The sequence below is a fragment of the Parvibaculum sp. genome, assembly GCF_039973015.1.
Classification (GTDB): domain Bacteria; phylum Pseudomonadota; class Alphaproteobacteria; order Parvibaculales; family Parvibaculaceae; genus Parvibaculum.
On sequence record NZ_JBDWLT010000010.1, the window covers coordinates 543,764 to 561,019 of the forward strand.

The following is a 17,256-nucleotide window of genomic DNA, read 5'->3' on the forward strand; positions in this document are numbered from 1 at the left end:
TGGGGTCCGTGTAACTTAACGCACGGGCCTCACCGGCTCGCTGCCGTCCCAGCCGATGGCGGCCTTGCGGATATGCTCGAAGAACTTGCCCTTTGAGCCTGAGATGTCCGACATCTCGATCACCGTACCGGGATGCGTCTCGGTATCGAAATAGACAAAGCGGCCCTGCGGTCCCCCGATCTGCCCTTCATGGCCGACCTTGTAGCCCGCCGCCAGCGCGCGGTCATAGGCGGCCTGATAATCGCTGGTCCAGTAGGACATGTGCTGAAGGCCTTCGCGGCCCGCATTCAGAAAATCCATATACATGGACGGCGCGTCATTGCGCTGCTGGATCAGCTCGATCTGAAGGTCGCCCGTATTGCCGAGCGCGATGCTCATTTCGACCGGAGAGGGCTCGCCCTTATAGGTGAACCAGTCGCACTGAACGCGGTCGATATAGTAGAAGGGGCCAACGCCGAGGACTTCCGTCCAGTGTTTCAGGGCAGCTTCGATGTCGCGCACGACATAGCCATTCTGGCAGACTTTTCCGAAAAAGCGGCTCATGGGCCCTCCTTGTTTGCGGGCGGTTATGACACAGGCCCGGGCGGGGTGCGAGCGCGCTTCAAAGCCTTGACGCGCCCGCCTTTTCCCTTATAAATCCGCGGCTTCGGGGTGGCCCGGCCTGTAGGGCATGCCGTGACCGCCCGTAATGCCAAGACCCGGACCCGCCACCTTCCGAATTCTTCAATGAATTCAAGGTCTTCAAGGCGGGTTCCCAAAACACGGAGAGCAAAATGCCCAAGCTGAAGACCAAGAGTGGTGTGAAGAAGCGTTTCAGCTTCACGGCCACCGGAAAAGTGAAGCGCGGCCAGACCGGCAAGCAGCACGGCATGATCAAACGGACCAACAAGCAGATCCGCAACCTGCGCGGCACGACGCTCGTCGCCGAGCCCGATGCGAAGCGGATTGTGAAGATTTTCGCGCCCTACGGCCTGAAATAACCGCTTAGGTCCCATTTTCTTTCGAGGAGAATTCTCATGTCGCGCGTCAAACGGGGCGTTACCGCCCATGCCCGGCACCGCAAGATCATCAAGCAGGCGAAGGGCTATTACGGCCGTCGCAAGAATACCTTCCGCACAGCCAATCAGGCGGTGGAGAAGGCTGGCCAATATGCCTATCGCGACCGTCGCACGAGAAAGCGCAACTTCCGCGCGCTCTGGATCCAGCGCATCAACGCCGGTGTCCGCGAGCACGGACTGACCTATTCGCGATTTATCGACGGCCTCGCCAAGGCTGGCATCGAGGTGGACCGCAAGGTTCTCTCCGATCTCGCCATCCATGAGCCCGAGGCCTTCAAGGCTCTGGTCGCCCAGGCACAGTCGGCCCTGCAGTAAGGGCTGCCTGTCCCGACACCAGAGCCGGTCACCCGTCCGGGGCCCGCGCCATTGCGCGCGTGCCGCTCTCGGGGGTGAGGCGGATCGCCGGTCGATACCATCGTTCGCACGCCGTTCCCTCATATCACCCGAGAGCTTGCCGAAAGGCAGGCGCGGGTGGTTTGGGTGAGCTTGCGTTTTCGCGAAACGATCAGAAGCCGGTGAGAAGATGACCGACAACACCGATCTCGAAACACTCCCGGAAAAGCTGGAAGCGGAGTTCACCGCGGCTATTGCCGATGCGGTGGATATCGACACGCTCGAAGCCGTGCGCGTGGCCGCTCTCGGCAAGAAGGGGCGCGTCTCCGAGCTGATGAAGGGTCTGGGGCGCATGTCGCCCGAAGAGCGCAAGGAGATGGGGCCGAAGCTGAACGGCCTCAAGGACCGGCTGACCGATGCGATCGCCGCGCGCAAGGACGCGCTGCATGAGCTTCAGCTTGAAGCGCGCCTCGCGGGCGAGAAGATCGACGTGACGCTGCCCGTCCGGGCGAGCGCGCTGGAGACGGGCCGCATTCATCCGCTGAGCCAGGTCTGGGACGAGGTGGTCGCGATTTTCGCCGATATGGGCTTTGCCGTGGAGCAGGGGCCGGACATCGAGACGGACCACTATAATTTCGGTGCGCTGAACTTCCCGGAAGGGCATCCCGCGCGCGAAATGCACGACACGTTCTATTTCGAGCCGAAGGCGGATGGATCGCGGATGCTGCTCCGCACGCATACGAGCCCGGTGCAGGTGCGCACCATGGAAGCGGGCGAGCCGCCCTTCCGCTTCATCTGTCCCGGCCGCACCTATCGCTGCGACAGCGACCAGACGCACACGCCGCAATTCCACCAGATCGAAGGCCTCGTCATCGACGAGACAACGCATCTCGGCCATCTTAAATGGACGCTGGAGGAATTCCTGCGCGCCTTCTTCGAGGTCGAGGGCGTGGAGCTGCGCATGCGTCCTTCCTTCTTTCCTTTCACCGAACCGTCGATGGAAGTCGATGTACGCTGCGCGCGCCTCGGCAACGAGATCCGCATCGGTGAAGGCGACGACTGGCTGGAAATTCTCGGCTGCGGCATGGTTCACCCGAACGTGCTGCGAGCGGCCGGCATCGACCCGGATAAATACCAGGGCTTTGCTTTCGGTGTCGGTCTCGACCGGCTCGCCATGCTGAAATACGGCATCCCGGATCTGCGCGCTTTCTTCGAGAGCGATTTGCGCTGGCTCCGCCACTACGGTTTTGCGGCGCTCGATGTGCCGACGCTTGCGGGAGGGCTCTCGTCGTGAAATTCACCCTCTCCTGGTTGAAGAACCCGCTCGAAACCGATGCGACGCTCGACATTATCGTCGAAAAGCTGACCATGCTCGGCCTTGAGGTCGAGGGCGTCGAAGACCCGGCAAAGAAGCTCGAAGTCTTTTCAGTCGCTAAGGTGCTGGAGGCAGGCCCTCATCCCGACGCTGACAAGCTGCAGGTGTTGAAGGTCGAGGCGCTTGTCGAGGGAGAAGTGAAACAGTTACAGGTCGTCTGCGGCGCGCCGAATGCGCGCGCCGGCATGACCGGTGTCTTCGCCCCGCCCGGCGCGACGATCCCCGTGAACGGCATGGTACTGAAGCCGACCAAAATTCGCGGTGTCGAATCGAATGGCATGATGTGTTCCGAGCGCGAGCTTGAACTCTCGGACGAACATGAAGGCATCATCGATCTGACGGGTGACTGGAAGGTGGGTACGCCTGCGGCCGAAGTGCTGGGCCGGAACGATCCCGTCATTGAAATCGCGATTACGCCGAACCGTCCCGATTGTCTCGGCGTCTATGGCGTCGCGCGCGACCTCGCGGCAGCGGGTCTTGGCCGCCTGCTTGAAGGCGACCTCACGCCGGTCGAGGGCAAGTTCGAAAGTCCGCTCGGCATCGAACTCGACTTTCCGGCGGATGCAGCGAGCGCCTGTCCCGTCTTCGCGGGCCGCCTCATTCGCGGTGTGAAGAACGGTCCTTCGCCCGAATGGTTGCAGACTTATCTGAAAGCCGTGGGGCTGCGTCCGATCAATGCGCTGGTCGATATCACGAACTTCATCTCGCTCGACCGCGCGCGCCCGCTGCACGTCTATGACGCGGCGAAGCTCAAGGGCAATATCCGCGCGCGGCTCGGCCGCAAGGGCGAGACGCTGCTGGCGCTCGACGGCAAGACCTACGAGATGGAGCCGCATTTCACTGTCATCGCCGACGACGAGAAGGTGCTCGGTCTTGGCGGCGTAATGGGCGGCGAGGAAAGCGGCTCGACGGAAGAAACCACGGATGTCTTCGTCGAAAGCGCATATTTCGATCCCTATCGCACGGCGCGCACGGGCCGCGATACCGGTATTGTCTCGGATGCGCGCTACCGCTTCGAGCGCGGCGTCGATCCGGAGTTCGTGCTGCCGGGCCTCGAACTTGCAACAAAGATGATCCTGAGCCTGTGCGGCGGCGAGGCGTCGAATGTCGTCGTGGCGGGCAAGGTGCCGGACACGGCGAAGGTGATCGAGTTCGATCCCGCGCGTATCGAAAAGCTGACCGGCCTTTCGCTGCCGAAATCGGAAGCGGTGACAATCCTCACCGCGCTCGGCTTCGGCGTGTCGGATGCGGGCGCGCTTCTCTCCGTTGCGGTGCCGTCCTGGCGGCCCGATATCGACGGGGCGGCGGACCTCGTGGAAGAGGTTGTGCGCGTGCATGGACTTTCCGAAGTGAAATCGACGCCGCTGCCCCGCCTTCACGCGGTGGCAAAGCCCGTGCTCTCGCCCCGCCAGCGTCGCGAACGAACCACGCGCCGTGCGCTTGCCGCGCGTGGGCTGGTCGAAGCCGTCAACTGGTCCTTCATTGCGGAGCGGGAAGCCGGTCTTTTCGGCGGCGGCAATGCAACGCCTGCGCTGAAACTCGCGAACCCGATTTCCGCCGAGATGAGCCATATGCGGCCGAGCCTGCTTGCAGGGCTGATCGCGGCGGCGGGCCGAAATCTGGCGCGCGGGGTTTCGGATATCGCGCTGTTCGAAGTCGGCCAGCAATTCGAGAGCGACGAACCGTCGGGCCAGATACTCGCGGCGACGGGGCTGCGCCGGGGCACGGCGCGCCCGCAAGGCGCGGGCCGTCATTGGCAGGGCAAGAGCGGCTCTGTCGAGGCGATGGACGCGAAAGAGGATGCGGTTGCGCTTCTTTCAGCGCTCGGCGCACCTGTTGCGAATTTCCAGATCGCGGCGGATGCCCCCTCCTGGTATCACCCCGGACGGTCCGGCGTGTTCCGCCTCGGCCCGAAAAACGTCATTGGCTATTTCGGCGAACTGCATCCGCGCGTGCTGGATGCGATGGATGTCGCAGGGCCGATCGTCGGTTTCGAGATTTTCCCGGACGCGATCCCGGAACCGAAGCGCAAGGCAACGCGCGCGAAGCCGCCGCTCGATATGTCGGACTTGCAGCCGCTTCGCCGCGACTTCGCTTTCGTTGTGGCGGAGAACGTGACGGCGGATCAGGTGATCCGCGCTGCGCGGGGGACCGACAAGAAGCTCATTGTCGACGTCTCGCTCTTCGATGTCTTCGAGGGCGGGTCACTCGGCGAAGGGCAGAAGTCGCTCGCTATCGAGGTAACGTTGCAGCCGGTCGAGAAGACGCTGACGGACGAGGAAATCGACGCCGTGTCGAAGAAGATCGTTGCAGCGGTCGAAAAGGCGACGGGCGGCACGCTGAGAGGCTAGGCTGTCCATTACCCGCTTGGGGAGAGGTGAATGGATTTCGAGAGCTACCGCATCTCAAGGACGGACGGCGAAGGACGCCCTGTCGCGCTGACGGGCCGCTGCATCGGCCCGGCGGACGGCAGGCCCATCGTCATGCTGGCCTCGCTCGGGCGGCCCGGAAGCGATTTCGATGAAGTTGCCTCGATGCTTGCCGGTGAAGGTTTTCGCGTCACGCTGCCGGAGCCGCGAGGCATCGGCGGCAGCGAAGGTCCGATGGAAAAGCTCTCACTGCACGATCTCGCGCAGGACGTCGCCGCCGTGATCGAAACGCAGGCGACAGCGCCCGTCATGCTGATCGGCCATGCCTTCGGCAACCGGCTCGCACGGACGACCGCGGCGGACAGACCCGAACTCGTTTCCCATGTCGGTCTTCTTGCTTGCGGCGGACTTATCGAAATGCCGGAAGAAGCGCGCAAAGCGCTGATCGGCTCCTTCGATGAAAGGCTTTCGCCCGAAGAGCACATTGAATGCGTGCGCTATGGCTTCTTTGCAAAGGGCAACGACCCCGAAATCTGGCGCGGCGGCTGGTACCGCGAAGTCATGCGAATGCAATCCTCCGCCGTGCGCCGGACGCCGGTTGAAGACTGGTGGGAAGCGGGCGGTCAGCCGATCCTCGTTGTGCAGGCGCTGGAAGACACCATTGCGCTGCCCGCGAACGCGCGTGATCTGAAGGAGCGGCTGGGGGAGCGCGCGACGCTGGTCGAACTGCCGAACGCAGGTCACGCCATGTTGCCGGAGCAACCCGTGCGAATTGTCGAGATCATCCGCAGTTATATCGAAAGCGGAGAGTAGGGCGATGGAACTGAAGACGCTCCGCTACGAGTTGGCAGACGGCATCGCAACCATCACGCTGTCGCGCCCGAAGCGCCGCAATGCCTGGACGGGGCGGATGCATACGGAATATCGCTGGGTGCTGGCCGAAGCCGACCGCGACCCGCAAGTGCGCGTGATCGTCGTGACGGGCGACCCGGAAGGAAAGGCCTTTTGCGCGGGCGCGGACATGGCTGCCCTTGAGGGGCACTCCGAAAAGGGCCGCTACGACAGCGGAACGGGCGACGATATCGCCAAGCCGGGCTATGGCGTGGCTGACGAGTTCGATGCCACCTTCGCCTATCATTTCGGGCTGACGAAACCCGTTATCGCCGCGATCAACGGTGCGGCGGCAGGCGTCGGCCTCGTGCTCGCGGCCTATGCGGATCTGCGCTTCTGCGTCCCCGGCGCGAAGTTCACCGCCGCCCATGGCCGGTTCAATTTTCCGGCGGAATTCGGCCTTTCCTGGGTTCTGCCCCGGATCGTCGGCCTCACTCATGCTAACGATATCCTGCTCTCAAGCCGCGTCTTCACCTCGCAAGAGGCGATGGAAATGGGCTTTTTGAACAAGCTGGTGGCCGATGACGAGCTCATGCCGCATGTGATGGATTATGCGCGGAAGATGGCCGACGGCGTCTCGCCGGGCTCGCTCCGGGAGACGAAGAAGCAGGTCTATACCGATCTCCACCGGGGCGCAGCCGGCGCGGTGGTAGCTGCCGAGCGGCTTCTGGAGGAGATGATCAGGCACCCCGACTACAAGGAAGGGGTCAAGGCCTGGATGGAGAAGCGCCGGGCCGACTGGCAGGGATGAAAGGCGCCAATTGGCTTAAACCCCGGCCAATGCTATATGGGCCCGTCCGAGCACAGAAGGCCCCATGACCGACCTTTCCCATATCCGCAATTTCTCGATCATCGCCCATATTGACCACGGCAAGTCGACCCTTGCCGACCGGCTCATCCAGCTTTGCGGCGGGCTGACCGTGCGTGAGATGAAGGAGCAGGTGCTCGACTCGATGGATATCGAGCGCGAGCGCGGCATCACCATCAAGGCCCAGACCGTCCGCCTCGAATACAAGGCGAATAACGGCGAGACCTATGAGCTGAACCTGATCGACACCCCTGGCCATGTGGACTTCGCCTATGAGGTGAACCGCTCGCTCGCCGCCTGCGAAGGCTCGCTCCTTGTCGTGGACGCAAGCCAAGGTGTCGAGGCGCAGACGCTTGCCAACGTCTATCACGCGCTCGATGTGAACCACGAGATCGTACCTGTCCTGAACAAGATCGACCTGCCTGCCGCCGATGCCGAGCGGACGCGCCAGCAGATTGAGGATGTGATCGGCCTAGATGCCTCGGAAGCGGTCGAGATTTCGGCAAAAAGCGGTATCGGCATTCCCGATGTGCTGGAAGCGATCGTGAACCGGCTGCCAGCGCCCAAGGGCGACCAGGCGGCCCCCCTGAAGGCGATGCTGGTCGATAGCTGGTATGACGCCTATCTGGGCGTCGTCGTTCTGGTGCGCATTATCGACGGCGAGATGAAGAAGGGCCAGCGCGTCAAAATGATGAAGACGGGCGGCACCTACACGATCGACCAGGTCGGTATCTTCAAGCCGAAGAAGGAGAACGTGGCGAGCCTGACGCCGGGCGAAATCGGCTTTTTTACGGCCTCAATCAAGGAAGTGGCCGATACGCGCGTCGGCGACACGGTGACGGAAGAAAAGCGCCCCACCGCCAAGGCGCTGCCGGGCTTTCAGCCGGCCCAGCCCGTCGTTTTCTGCGGTCTCTTTCCGGTGGATGCCGCCGATTTCGAGGATTTGCGCGACGCGATGGGCAGGCTTCGGCTGAACGACGCGAGCTTCGAATACGAGATGGAAACATCCGCCGCGCTTGGCTTCGGCTTTCGTTGCGGTTTTCTGGGGCTTCTCCATCTCGAAATCGTGCGCGAGCGCCTTGAACGCGAATTCAACATCGACCTCATCACCACGGCGCCCTCGGTCATTTATCAGCTCCACATGGTGGACGGCTCGATGAAGGAGATGCACAACCCGGCCGACATGCCGGACCCGACGCGCATCGACCATATCGAGGAGCCCTGGATCAAGGCGACGATCCTTGTGCCGGACGAGTTTCTCGGTGCGGTGCTGAAGCTCTGCGAGGACCGGCGCGGCACGCAGATAGATCTCACCTACGCAGGCTCGCGCGCCATGCTGGTGTACCACTTGCCGTTGAACGAAGTGGTGCTCGACTTCTACGACCGGTTAAAGTCGGTGAGCCGTGGCTATGCGAGCTTCGACTACCAGATCGAAGGCTATGAGCCGGGCGAGCTGGTGAAAATGTCGATCCTCGTCAACGAGGAACCGGTGGACGCGCTGGCGACCATCGTGCATCGCTCACGTGCGGAACAGCGCGGCCGCGTCATGTGTGAGAAACTGAAGGAACTGATCCCCAAGCACCTCTTCAAGATTCCGATCCAGGCGGCAATCGGCGGGCGCGTCGTTGCGCGCGAAACGATTTCGGCCATGCGCAAGGACGTGACGGCAAAGTGCTATGGCGGCGACATTACCCGCAAGCGCAAGCTTCTGGAGAAGCAGAAGGAAGGCAAGAAGAAGATGCGGCAGTTCGGCCGCGTCGAGATTCCGCAGGATGCCTTCATTTCAGCCCTCAAGATGGACGCGAACTAGGGCACCAGCCGTCTTCAAGGAACAAGAAAAGGCCGTCCCTCGGGACGGCTTTTTCGATGCCGGTACAGCTCCGTCGTCAGTCGGCGCGGCGAAGCAGCGCAATGAGGCCCGCAAGCACGATACCGACGATGCCGAGCACACCCCAAGCCGGGAAACCCATTACGGTATCAATCGGCATCCTGAGGCCTTCCGGCGCGCCAGAGCTTGCCCAGCCAGTGAAAGCATCGCGGCTTCCTTCATGCAGCAGGGCCCAGAACTCGCTGAATGACCGCATGGTGACTTCGCCGTTTTCGAGCGAAAGCAATGCATCCGAGCCCAGCGCCATCAAGGCAGCGACAATGAAAAGAAATCCAAGAAGCCTGAAAACGACCATGACACGAGCCCCCCAGCCCAACGCGGTGTTATAGAAAAAGAACGCCGAACGGTAGCTGGATCGAGTGTGCCAAACAAGCACAGTTGTATGAAGAAGTTTGGCGGATCAAAGGACTAGACCCTGTTTCTCCGGTTGCTTCAGGGTTTTTGTTGCGTATAGTGCCGCCGCAATCGTCCGCTTCCAGGGACGATCAGGAGGGGTGGCCGAGTGGCTGAAGGCGCACGCTTGGAAAGCGTGTATGCGGGAAACCGTATCGAGGGTTCGAATCCCTCTCCCTCCGCCAGCCCGATTTCCTTTTATTTTCATGTACTTGAGTAAAGTTTTCCACTCGCCGGATGGCGGCGTGGCATGCAGCGCGGTGCTCATGCGGCTGAAGGCTTTGCGTATTCCGGCAAAGGCCTGTCGCAGGCTGCGGCAGAAATGCGACAGCCCGCCTGCCAATCATGGTTAACGCACAGCTCGCGGTCGTTTCGCGCTCCGATGGATCACGATCAATTTGTTCTGGAGACCTGCGATGCGCGCCGTGGCTTCAGATAGGCAGTGTCGCTGAAGGTGACCGTGTCGGTCACCGTTTCGCTGATGGGCGAGGAATATTCATAGACGACCTCTGCCACAATGACGCTGGTGCCGGCTGTGGTCAGGCCCGCCGGAAGCGTCATGGTCGAGTTCACGGAGCGGCCGGCGATCTGGTAGCCGTCACTCCAGGCGACCTTGTTCACACCGCTCGAATTGGCGACAACGCTCGAAATGCGGATCGATAGAGGCGTGATGCTGAAGGGGCGCAGGATGGCGGAACTGGCTGCGAAAATATCCGTCATGTCGGAATTGCTGACGGAGATGGCCTGCGCCGTGATGTCGGCGGCGGTATAGGCGACGGAGGTAACGCGCCGGTTTGCCGTCAGCATATTTGTGCTTTCGACCGCACCGAAATAAAACGTGATCATCAGTGGAAAGATCAATGCGAACTCGACCGCGGCAACGCCGCGGCGATCGCAGAAAATCCGGCCGAGAATGCTCTTGTTTCCAGCGCAGCGTCCCGATCCTGACATGTCCGTCATCGTCGCTCTCCCTCAGCTCGTCGGCAGAATGCTGCCGAACGGCTCGTTGCGGAATGCAACCGCCGCAGCTATCAGCCGCCCGCCGCCCTCGACATTGGAAAGTCCGACCATGCCGGGGCTGACCACACCATAGGAATAGTAGACATTCACGAGCACGATATCGCCCGCTGCACCTGGCTGGAAAACGGTGCTGTCAACAATATTCCCATCTTCATCGATCAGCGGCGGATAGGCGAGGCTGTCGAAGGAGGTGAAGTTGCGAACATCGACGCGCAGGTTCGACTCGCAATCATTGATGAGCGTCAGCTCGCCGCAGATATGGCTCTTGAACTGTGCTTCGGACATTCCGGTCGACTGGACCTGCCCGGTACGTATGATCCGTCCGGCTTCGGCCACCACGCTGTCGAGATTGGCCGTCGCGAAATAGATCACACAGACTTCGATGAGGGCGAAGAGAAGCGCGAAGAAGGGAATGCCGAGAAGTGCGAACTCAACGGCGGTGGCGCCATCCTCAGCGCGAGCAAAGCGGCGCCCGAAGAAGAGCGGGAAGCGCACTTTATTGGCCGTCTCTCGATCCTGCTTGCTCATGGGCTGCCCTCGCGCCCTGAAAATCTGCGTGGCGCTGTTTTCTTGATACTGCTTTCGCCGTTACCAAAAGGTAACCGCGTGCCAGCCGCCGCCGGGATTCATCCCTTCTTAACGAGCAGAACCTTAGAAAAGAAGGTGCACATTTAACTGCCATGCGCCGGACTTTGTCTAAGCGACGGCAACCAAGGGCGGATCGATTCCATGAGGCCCCTGAAAGCTCTTCTTTTCAGTTTCCTAGCGGACCGGCGCGGCAACTTCGCAATGATCTTTGCGATCGCCGCGATCCCGATTCTCGTCGCTGCGGGTGCCGCCGTCGATATTTCCCGGGCCTATATAGTCGAGAACCGGCTGAAGGCTGCACTTGACGCCGCCGCGCTCGCCGTTGGCGGCATGACCGGCAAGACGCAAGCTGAACTCGAGACGGTGGCCCAAGCCTATTTCAATGCGAACTATCCCGCCGACAAGCTTGGTGTGCCCGGCTCCGTCAGCGTCGTTCAGAGCGGCAATACGGTGATGCTGAGTGCCGCGGCCGAACTTCCGACCTCTATCATGGGCATTGTGGGCATCAATACGCTCGATATCGGCGCCAGCTCCGAGGTTACCCGGCAGGGGCGGAAACTTGAACTTGCACTTGTTCTGGACGTGACTGGTTCGATGCGTAGCGGCGGCCGCATGACGGCGCTCAAGGATGCGTCCGACATGTTGCTCGATATTCTCGAAACCTCTGGCGCTGTCCCGGGCGATATCAAGGTTTCGATCGTTCCCTTTGATACGGACATCAACGTCGGCAAAAGCAACAAGAACGCATCCTGGATCAAGTGGAGCTACGAGGTGATCACCACTGTCTGGTGGTGGACGACGACGAAGACCGTCAATGTTAGCAAGAACAGTTGGAAGGGCTGTATCATCGACCGGGATCAGAATTACGACATCAAGAACACGATCCCGACATCGAATGATGCCACGAAGTATCCGGCCTCGGATGAAAGCTGCAACATCCCCGAGATCATGCCGCTTACCACTGACTGGGACGAGCTCCACGATAAGATCGACGAGCTGGAGCCCAACGGAAATACCAACACGACGATCGGCCTTGCCTGGGGATGGAATATGCTGACGCAGAGCCACCCGCTATCGGCGGCCACGGCACCGGCGGATGATCTCGACAAGGTGATTGTCTTCCTGACGGACGGCGAGAACACGGAAAATCGCTGGGAGACATCAGGTTCGGCAATCGACAGCCGGACCTCGTCGATCTGTACGGCCATGAAGGCCGATGGAATCAAGATTTATACGATCCGAACGATTCAGGGTAACGCGACACTCTTGAAGAATTGCGCGACGAAGCCTGAGATGTATTTCGATGTGACACAGACGAGCCAGCTGACAGAAGTCTTCACGTCTATCGCAATGGCGCTCTCCAATCTTCGCATCAGCCAGTAGATTCATATCTCATCGCAAGTGTACCAAAAGAAAAAGGCCGTCCTTGAAGGGCGGCCTTTTACTTTGATGGAGTGGTGCGGAGTCTTCTATTCGGCGGCGGGGGCTTGCATGGTCGATGCGCCTTGGGTCGCGCCCGCACCTGTGCTCAGCGCACCGGAGACTTGCTTCATGATTGCGTCATAGGAGTCTGGATTGTCGCCAACGCCCGCGACGCGTTCGCATCGCGGTGTGCAGTTGTAGGACAGCTGGCCGCCCGTGCCCCGCGTAAGCGTTACCGAAGAGGCGCTCTGGGAAACGACGCTGACGTCGAGGTTGAGTACGGCCTTCCCTTCGCTGTCGGTTGCGACGAGGTTCGTGGTTCCGAAGCTGCGCCCCATGACATAGATGAGTTTCGAGCCTTCGACGGCGACATCGGCAATCGCGGGGTTTCCGACAATAACCGTGGAAACCGGCTTTGCGAGATGCAGCGCCTTCGTCTCGTTCAGTTCAACCTTGAAGTCGTCGGCTTGTGCGGCGCTCGCAACGAGGGCGGCGCAACCGGCACCGAAAAGTACACGGCGCAGGGCTTTCTTCTTGGTCCGGTAAGCACGCATCGTATTGCTGCCTTCCTTGCGGCTGGTCTGGGCGCATGATGCGCCGGTTGCCATGGAGACTATGCCCCAAGAGTAAATGATCTGTTGACCGTAAGCCTTGCCGCGGGAATTTAACGGGGGATTAAATGCCCCCCGCTAGGCTGCAGGAGGACAGTCGAGGAGTGCGAAACAGATGAAACGCGAGGCGCATAGCGGACGGAAAGTTACGTCCGGTCACACAGGTTCCCTCGCCGGCATTCATATTCTCTCTTCGCTCCCTTCTCGCGAGCTCGCGCTTCTTGCGGTTGAATGCGAGTGGCGCGCTGTCGCCGGGAACGAAATCATCCTCAACCTCGCGCAGGCCGGCGGCATGGACGGCGTCATATTCGTTGTCGAGGGTTCGGTTCGCCTCGCACGCAGCATGGGTAATGCTGGACGTATCGCCTATACAGACGTCAACGCCGGAGGGCAGTTCGGGGAAATGACTGCCCTTGGTGTGATCGAAACAGACCTCACTGCGGTCGCCCGGGAAGTGGGGCTCATAGCTACTTTGCCGGAATCCCGCTTTCTTGAGCTTCTCTCACGCGAAGAATCGGTCTCGCGGGCGCTCCTCTGCCAGTATGCGCGGCTGTTAAGGGCCAAAGAGACCGGTACGCCATCGCCCGAAGCGGAGGGAAACGTCTCCGAAGGAACGGGAGCGCAGCGGGTTTACAGGGAACTTCTGGCTCTGGCTGAACCGCAGCGGGATGACGCGGGAGGGGACTGCTTGCGCATCGACCGTCTTCCACGCCACCGGGTACTTGCCGCCCGCGTCGATACTACCGAAGAGGTCGTGGCCCGCGCGATCGCGGAATTGGTACGCAAGGGAATCGCGAGCCGCAATTATCCAGGGCTCATCGTCGCCGATGAAGCGGCCCTCAAGGCTTTGTGTGAGCTAGATTGAGCAAAACTGTTCCGGCTCAAAATGGGGCGCGAAAGTACCCGGAAAGAGAAGGGGGGGCAGGCGACGGGCCAGGCTCCGGTGAGGAAAGTCTCCAAGACGTCTTAACCCGGAATTAACGCTACTCTAAATCTTTCTCGACCGCATATTCCATGCCCAAATAAAACTATTCAGGAAATGTCGTTTAGGAACAATAGTTATTTTATCTATACATATACAATATTGAATGTGTGAATAAGAAGAAGCGAAATTCTAGAGTATTCGTTAGCAATTAAGTAAGGGTGCCCGGCTAATCTTGCCTCCAGTCCGAAAGGGCGCCCGGCGGCCTTGATGTCCGTCAGGTTAGGTGCTGTCGACAGTCAATGAATTGAAGGAGGCTTATTATGGGCCAGTTTCTGAAGTCGTTTGCGAAGAACGAATCCGGCGCGACCGCCATCGAGTATGGCCTGATCGCTGCCGGCATCGCGGTTGTTATCCTCGCGGCCGTTGGTACGGTGGGCGACAATCTCGTCGCCAAGTTCGAAGAAATCGGCACTGCTCTCGAGTAATAGCCGCTCTTCATGCCCCGGCCTGTGTGGCCGGGTAAGCTAAGAAATAGCCGTCATGCACGACATAGGTGTATGGCGGCTTTTTTGTTGCCCGAGCCAGCGCTCCGTTGGAAGTAAGTCCAGTTGGCTAATGGACATTTCGGCTCATTTTGAACCCCCATTTACTCCAAATTTACGGTCCCGCGGCCACTATCCCATGGCACGAGGAGGCATGGGGCCTCCCCGCGCGGGTCAATCCGGCCCATGGGAAACCGGGCGTCCGCCGTGATGAGCATGCTCTTTCTCGCCGTCTTTCCGCTCGCCATGATCTTTGGCGGGTTGTGGGATTTGACGACGATGACCATCCCGAACCTGCTGACGGTCGCGTTTGCATTGGCGTTCGCGGTGCTTGTGCCCTTCCTGGGGCTGACGTGGCAGGAGGTTGCGCTCCACGTGGCGGCGGGTGTGCTGATGCTGCTTGTGGGAATGGGGCTCTTTGCTCTCGGCTGGATCGGCGGCGGCGATGCGAAATTCATCGCAGCGACGGCGCTCTGGATCGGGATGAGCGATCTTCTCGCCTACCTCATCCTTGCATCGATATTCGGCGGCGTCCTCACGCTCCTCATTCTGGTGTTCAGGTCGATGCCGCTACCGCTCTTCATGATGCGCCAGGACTGGATTGCAAGACTTCACGACCGCAAGGAAGGCATTCCTTACGGTGTCGCGCTCGCGATAGGCGGGCTGATGGTTTTTCCGCAGACCGTCTGGTTTGCGGCAGCGGCACATGCCGCTTGAATTGAATGGAGCGTCTGCGGCCCGAGGCCGGAGATGCGGAAAGAAAGGATCAGGCAAGTGAACGCCGCACGCATTGGAGTTCTGGGTATGGCGATCGTCGCCGCGGGCCTCGCAGCGTTGCTCGCGCGTGGGCTTATGTCGTCCGATACAGAAGAGCCCGTGAAACAAGTTGTCGAAGAGCCAACGGCCGAAGTTCTCGTCGCGGTCAACAATCTTGATGTCGGTCAGCGCGTCTCATCTTCTGATCTGCGCTGGCAGCGCTGGCCTGAAGCCGCAATGAACCCCGCTTATGTGTCTCGCGCGCAGAAGCCGACCGCGATTGAGGAGTTTACCGATAGCGTTGCCCGTTCGGCTCTGTTGAGCGGCGAGCCGGTCACGCTCGACAAGCTGGTGACGCTCACGGGAGCAGGCTTCATGTCGGCTCTGATCGAACCGGGTATGCGCGCCGCGGCAATTAGAATCGAACCGGAAACGAGCGCGGGCGGTTTCATCCTCCCAAACGATCGGGTGGATGTGATCGACGTGGAGAAAGGCCAGACCATTCTCCGCAACATCCGTGTTCTCGCGATCGACCAGCGTTTCAACGAGAAGGCCGGAGAGCAGGTTGCAGTTGGCCGTACGGCGACGCTTGAGCTCACGCCGGGGCAGGTCGAGCTTGTTTCTGTCGCGCAGGCGGATAGCACGCTCTCGCTCTCGCTTCGCAGCATGGGAGATCAGGATCTCGCCGGCACGGAAGAGCAGGTCAGGGAATCGAGCGGATCGGTAGTGAAAATTGTGCGCTACGGCACCACGCAATCCGTACGTGTGAAGTAGGCGAGGGACCGGGCATGAACAGGATGTGGAACAAGCTGAAGGCGGTATGCACCGCGCGGGATGGCCGGAGCTTCCGGCATGTCGCCGCTATCCTCTGCGCAATCTCGCTCGCTTTCGTGCCGCTGGGTGGAAGTTTGCACGCCGGTGATGCGCGGCTCGTCAAGATCGATCAGGGCGGTATGGGGCAGGCCTCGCGCAGCATTGTGCTCGGCCTAAACAAGGCGGCCATTGTCGAACTGCCCGTGGCGGCGCGCGATGTGCTGGTTTCAAATCCGGCAATTGTCGATGCGGTGGTGCGCACCAACAAGCGGACTTATCTCATCGGTCTCGCCGTCGGCCAGACCAACGCATTCTTCTTTAATGAAAACAGCCAACAGATCCTCAACCTGGAAATTCGGGTCGCGCGTGATCTGAGCGGTCTTCGCGACTCGCTGCGCCAGTATTTTCCCGCCGCCCGGATCGATGTGGAATCGGTAAACGATCATGTCGTGCTCTCCGGCATGGTGGCGAGTGCCACCGAGGCGAGCAAGGCGCAGGATCTCGCAGCCCGTTATATCGGCGTCGACAAGGAAAACGTGCTCAACATGCTCGGCATCGAGGGCAAGGAGCAGGTGATGCTCAAGGTGACGGTTGCGGAAATGCAGCGCAACGTCATCAAGCAACTCGGCGTCGACCTGTCGAGCGCGGCGAGCTTCGGCGATCTTGCGCTCCAGCTTGCCACGAGCAATTCGTTGAGCCTCCAGGGCGGCTCGCTTGGTGGTCTGGACGGGAGCGCGACGGTCACCGGCAATGACGGTTCTATTGGAGCTGCAATCGATGCCCTGGAGCGCGATGGCATCCTGCGGACACTTGCGGAGCCGAACCTGACGGCGATCTCGGGTGAATCGGCGAAATTCCTCGCCGGCGGCGAGTTCCCCGTTCCAACCTCGCGCGATCGCGACGGCAACGTGCAACTTGAATTCAAGCCCTTCGGTGTCGGCCTGAACTTCACGCCGGTCGTATTGAGCGAGGGCCGCATCAGCCTGAGGATTTCGACGGAGGTGAGCGAACTCTCGTCAGACGGAGCGTTCGTCCTGCAGGGGGCCAGCGGCGAGGGCGTCACCGTCCCGGGTCTCAAGGTGCGCCGCGCCGAAACGACACTTGAACTCCCGAGCGGGGGCTCGATTGTCATGGCCGGTCTTCTCTCCGACACCACGCGTCAGAATATCGACGGTGTGCCGGGCGCGAAGGATGTGCCGGTTCTCGGCCAGCTCTTCCGCAGCCGCGATTACCAGAAAAACGAAACGGAGCTCGTCGTGATCGTGACGCCTTATCTCGTCGATCCGACTTCCCGCAAGAATCTCGTTCTGCCGACAGATGGATACGCACCGGCGAGCGACATGGACACGATCCTCATGGGCCGGTTGAACGCGACCTACGGCGCCCGTGGTGCCACCCCTGGTGAAAAGCCGCTGCAGGGGCCGGTTGGCTTCGTTGTGGATTGAGCGCGAAGGAATGAATGAA

At 60.7% G+C, this 17,256-nt stretch carries 18 protein-coding genes and 1 tRNA gene; 14 read left to right on the plus strand and 5 right to left on the minus strand.

Features of this window, described 5'->3' with window-relative positions; genetic code table 11:
* Positions 1-15 precede the first annotated feature (15 nt).
* Positions 16-543, minus strand: a complete 528-nt coding sequence (locus ABJO61_RS13820; RefSeq protein WP_348325931.1) for a VOC family protein — start codon at positions 541-543, stop codon at positions 16-18.
* 230 nt (positions 544-773) lie between these two features.
* Here ABJO61_RS13820 and rpmI point away from each other — a divergent pair, with 230 nt between their 5' ends.
* The 7 genes from rpmI to lepA all read left to right on the plus strand — a co-directional run bounded on the left by rpmI (position 774) and on the right by lepA (position 8,644).
* Entirely contained in the window at positions 774-980 is a 207-nt protein-coding gene (rpmI, locus tag ABJO61_RS13825) for a 50S ribosomal protein L35 (RefSeq protein WP_293208190.1), read from the plus strand.
* A gap of 36 nt (positions 981-1,016) precedes the next feature.
* A complete protein-coding gene (rplT, locus tag ABJO61_RS13830; RefSeq protein WP_293335940.1) occupies positions 1,017-1,373 on the plus strand; it encodes a 50S ribosomal protein L20 in 357 nt (118 codons plus the stop codon).
* A 208-nt stretch (positions 1,374-1,581) separates the two neighbouring features.
* Positions 1,582-2,685 carry a phenylalanine--tRNA ligase subunit alpha gene (gene pheS / locus ABJO61_RS13835; RefSeq protein ID WP_348325929.1) on the plus strand — a complete coding sequence of 368 codons (1,104 nt, stop codon included), beginning with the start codon at positions 1,582-1,584 and terminating at the stop codon, positions 2,683-2,685.
* Positions 2,682-5,117 (plus strand): phenylalanine--tRNA ligase subunit beta, encoded by a 2,436-nt coding sequence (gene pheT / locus ABJO61_RS13840; RefSeq protein ID WP_348325927.1) that lies wholly within the window; start codon positions 2,682-2,684, stop codon positions 5,115-5,117. The genes pheS and pheT overlap by 4 nt, the downstream gene beginning before the upstream one ends.
* A gap of 30 nt (positions 5,118-5,147) precedes the next feature.
* A complete protein-coding gene (locus ABJO61_RS13845; protein ID WP_348325925.1) occupies positions 5,148-5,948 on the plus strand; it encodes an alpha/beta hydrolase in 801 nt (266 codons plus the stop codon).
* A 4-nt stretch (positions 5,949-5,952) separates the two neighbouring features.
* Entirely contained in the window at positions 5,953-6,777 is an 825-nt protein-coding gene (locus tag ABJO61_RS13850) for an enoyl-CoA hydratase-related protein (protein ID WP_348325923.1), read from the plus strand.
* Positions 6,778-6,841: 64 nt separating this feature from the next.
* Positions 6,842-8,644, plus strand: a complete 1,803-nt coding sequence (gene lepA / locus ABJO61_RS13855) for a translation elongation factor 4 (protein ID WP_348325921.1) — start codon at positions 6,842-6,844, stop codon at positions 8,642-8,644.
* A gap of 76 nt (positions 8,645-8,720) precedes the next feature.
* Here the strand turns inward: lepA and ABJO61_RS13860 are convergent, their stop codons facing one another.
* A complete protein-coding gene (locus ABJO61_RS13860) occupies positions 8,721-9,017 on the minus strand; it encodes a hypothetical protein (RefSeq protein ID WP_348325919.1) in 297 nt (98 codons plus the stop codon).
* Positions 9,018-9,210: 193 nt separating this feature from the next.
* Here ABJO61_RS13860 and ABJO61_RS13865 point away from each other — a divergent pair.
* Positions 9,211-9,300: transfer RNA gene (locus ABJO61_RS13865), tRNA-Ser, on the plus strand.
* Positions 9,301-9,508: 208 nt separating this feature from the next.
* Here the strand turns inward: ABJO61_RS13865 and ABJO61_RS13870 are convergent.
* Positions 9,509-10,075, minus strand: coding sequence for a TadE/TadG family type IV pilus assembly protein (locus ABJO61_RS13870; protein ID WP_348325917.1), 567 nt, complete (start codon positions 10,073-10,075; stop codon positions 9,509-9,511).
* A gap of 12 nt (positions 10,076-10,087) precedes the next feature.
* A complete protein-coding gene (locus ABJO61_RS13875) occupies positions 10,088-10,663 on the minus strand; it encodes a TadE/TadG family type IV pilus assembly protein (protein ID WP_348325915.1) in 576 nt (191 codons plus the stop codon).
* Between the two features lie 201 nt (positions 10,664-10,864).
* Between ABJO61_RS13875 and ABJO61_RS13880 the strand changes: the two genes are divergently transcribed.
* Positions 10,865-12,106: a TadE/TadG family type IV pilus assembly protein gene (locus ABJO61_RS13880; protein WP_348325914.1), complete on the plus strand. Its 1,242-nt coding sequence runs from the start codon at positions 10,865-10,867 to the stop codon at positions 12,104-12,106.
* Positions 12,107-12,192: 86 nt separating this feature from the next.
* On the opposite strand, the gene ABJO61_RS13885 is transcribed toward ABJO61_RS13880, so the two are convergent.
* Positions 12,193-12,753, minus strand: coding sequence for a pilus assembly protein N-terminal domain-containing protein (locus ABJO61_RS13885; RefSeq protein ID WP_348325912.1), 561 nt, complete (start codon positions 12,751-12,753; stop codon positions 12,193-12,195).
* A 118-nt stretch (positions 12,754-12,871) separates the two neighbouring features.
* Between ABJO61_RS13885 and ABJO61_RS13890 the strand changes: the two genes are divergently transcribed.
* From ABJO61_RS13890 to ABJO61_RS13910, 5 genes are all read left to right on the plus strand, one after another.
* Positions 12,872-13,621, plus strand: coding sequence for a Crp/Fnr family transcriptional regulator (locus ABJO61_RS13890; RefSeq protein ID WP_348325910.1), 750 nt, complete (start codon positions 12,872-12,874; stop codon positions 13,619-13,621).
* A 380-nt stretch (positions 13,622-14,001) separates the two neighbouring features.
* Complete coding sequence (locus tag ABJO61_RS13895; RefSeq protein ID WP_348325909.1) at positions 14,002-14,166, plus strand: Flp family type IVb pilin; 165 nt, start codon at positions 14,002-14,004, stop codon at positions 14,164-14,166.
* 267 nt (positions 14,167-14,433) lie between these two features.
* Positions 14,434-14,940, plus strand: coding sequence for a prepilin peptidase (locus tag ABJO61_RS13900; RefSeq protein ID WP_348325907.1), 507 nt, complete (start codon positions 14,434-14,436; stop codon positions 14,938-14,940).
* An 87-nt stretch (positions 14,941-15,027) separates the two neighbouring features.
* On the plus strand, positions 15,028-15,753 hold the full coding sequence (gene cpaB / locus ABJO61_RS13905; protein WP_348325905.1) for a Flp pilus assembly protein CpaB: 726 nt from the start codon (positions 15,028-15,030) through the stop codon (positions 15,751-15,753).
* Positions 15,754-15,767: 14 nt separating this feature from the next.
* Complete coding sequence (locus tag ABJO61_RS13910) at positions 15,768-17,237, plus strand: type II and III secretion system protein family protein (RefSeq protein WP_348325903.1); 1,470 nt, start codon at positions 15,768-15,770, stop codon at positions 17,235-17,237.
* Positions 17,238-17,256: the final 19 nt, after the last annotated feature.

Coding starts and splice junctions, on each gene's coding strand:
- ABJO61_RS13860 (WP_348325919.1), bottom strand. CDS start 9,017: ATGGTCGTTTTCAGGCTTCTTGGATTTCTTTTCATTGTCGCTGCCTTG.
- rplT (WP_293335940.1), top strand. CDS start 1,017: ATGTCGCGCGTCAAACGGGGCGTTACCGCCCATGCCCGGCACCGCAAG.
- pheS (WP_348325929.1), top strand. CDS start 1,582: ATGACCGACAACACCGATCTCGAAACACTCCCGGAAAAGCTGGAAGCG.
- lepA (WP_348325921.1), top strand. CDS start 6,842: ATGACCGACCTTTCCCATATCCGCAATTTCTCGATCATCGCCCATATT.
- ABJO61_RS13890 (WP_348325910.1), top strand. CDS start 12,872: ATGAAACGCGAGGCGCATAGCGGACGGAAAGTTACGTCCGGTCACACA.
- rpmI (WP_293208190.1), top strand. CDS start 774: ATGCCCAAGCTGAAGACCAAGAGTGGTGTGAAGAAGCGTTTCAGCTTC.
- ABJO61_RS13895 (WP_348325909.1), top strand. CDS start 14,002: ATGGGCCAGTTTCTGAAGTCGTTTGCGAAGAACGAATCCGGCGCGACC.
- ABJO61_RS13845 (WP_348325925.1), top strand. CDS start 5,148: ATGGATTTCGAGAGCTACCGCATCTCAAGGACGGACGGCGAAGGACGC.
- ABJO61_RS13850 (WP_348325923.1), top strand. CDS start 5,953: ATGGAACTGAAGACGCTCCGCTACGAGTTGGCAGACGGCATCGCAACC.
- ABJO61_RS13875 (WP_348325915.1), bottom strand. CDS start 10,663: ATGAGCAAGCAGGATCGAGAGACGGCCAATAAAGTGCGCTTCCCGCTC.
- ABJO61_RS13880 (WP_348325914.1), top strand. CDS start 10,865: ATGAGGCCCCTGAAAGCTCTTCTTTTCAGTTTCCTAGCGGACCGGCGC.
- ABJO61_RS13910 (WP_348325903.1), top strand. CDS start 15,768: ATGAACAGGATGTGGAACAAGCTGAAGGCGGTATGCACCGCGCGGGAT.
- ABJO61_RS13885 (WP_348325912.1), bottom strand. CDS start 12,753: ATGGCAACCGGCGCATCATGCGCCCAGACCAGCCGCAAGGAAGGCAGC.
- ABJO61_RS13820 (WP_348325931.1), bottom strand. CDS start 543: ATGAGCCGCTTTTTCGGAAAAGTCTGCCAGAATGGCTATGTCGTGCGC.
- ABJO61_RS13900 (WP_348325907.1), top strand. CDS start 14,434: ATGAGCATGCTCTTTCTCGCCGTCTTTCCGCTCGCCATGATCTTTGGC.
- ABJO61_RS13870 (WP_348325917.1), bottom strand. CDS start 10,075: ATGACGGACATGTCAGGATCGGGACGCTGCGCTGGAAACAAGAGCATT.
- cpaB (WP_348325905.1), top strand. CDS start 15,028: ATGGCGATCGTCGCCGCGGGCCTCGCAGCGTTGCTCGCGCGTGGGCTT.